Source organism: Allobosea massiliensis (genome assembly GCF_042655245.1).
GTDB classification, from domain to species: Bacteria; Pseudomonadota; Alphaproteobacteria; order Rhizobiales; family Beijerinckiaceae; genus Allobosea; species Allobosea massiliensis.
Map to the genome: position 1 here is coordinate 1 of NZ_JBHSLU010000091.1, position 857 is coordinate 857.

Consider the following 857-nt stretch of genomic DNA (forward strand, 5'->3'; position numbering starts at 1 on the left):
TCGATTCCGTTCGCCTGTTCCCCGCCGGCCGCGGAGATGTCGGCGATGGTCGCCGCCACCTTGCGCGAGGCCTCGAGGATCGCGGTCAGTGAGTCGCCGGCCTTGCGGACGAGCTTGACGCCCTCACCGACCTCGGCGTTCGAGGAGGAGATAAGCGCGGAGATGTCCTTGGCGGCCTCGCCGGAGCGCTGGGCGAGAGTCCGCACCTCCGAGGCTACGACCGCGAAGCCCTTGCCGGCCTCGCCGGCGCGGGCGGCCTCTACCGCAGCATTCAGCGCGAGGAGGTTGGTCTGGAAGGCGATGTCATCGATGACGCGGGTGATCGCCTGGATCTTCTGCGAGGCATCCTCGATGCGGGCCATCGCACGCACCGCCTCTCCGGCGATGTCTCCGCCGGACTGGGCGGCGGTGGTCGCCTCCGAGGCCAGCGTCGCGGCGTTGCGGGCATTGGTGGCCGAGGCCTTGACGCTGGCCGCCAGCTCTTCGGTCGTCGCCGCCGTTTCCTCAAGGCTCGACGCCTGCTCCTCGGTGCGCTTCGAGAGATCGTCGGCACCCATGGAGATTTCCTTGGCGGCCGTGTCGATGCCCTGTGCCGCGACGGCGACCTGGCCGACGAGGCCGGCCAGCGTGTCGACGAGTTCGTTCACGCCCTCGCAGAGTTCGACATTCTTGGGATTGAGGTTCCGGACCGCGATCCGCTTCGTCAGGTCTCGGTCCTTCGCCGCCTGGACGACGGTGCCGACCTCGGCGATGGCGAACTCCATCTGCTCCTCGTTCTCCTTGGAGGCGGTGATGTCGGTGGCGTATTTCACCACCTTCACCGGCGCGCCCATGGCGTCGAGGATGGGGTTGTAGCT

The 857-nt window shown here is 68.1% G+C and carries 1 protein-coding gene; it reads right to left on the bottom strand.

What is annotated here, in order from left to right; all coding sequences use genetic code 11:
• The coding region (locus tag ACFPN9_RS24425) for a methyl-accepting chemotaxis protein (protein WP_377817801.1) at nucleotides 1–857 on the bottom strand (857 nt) is incomplete at both ends.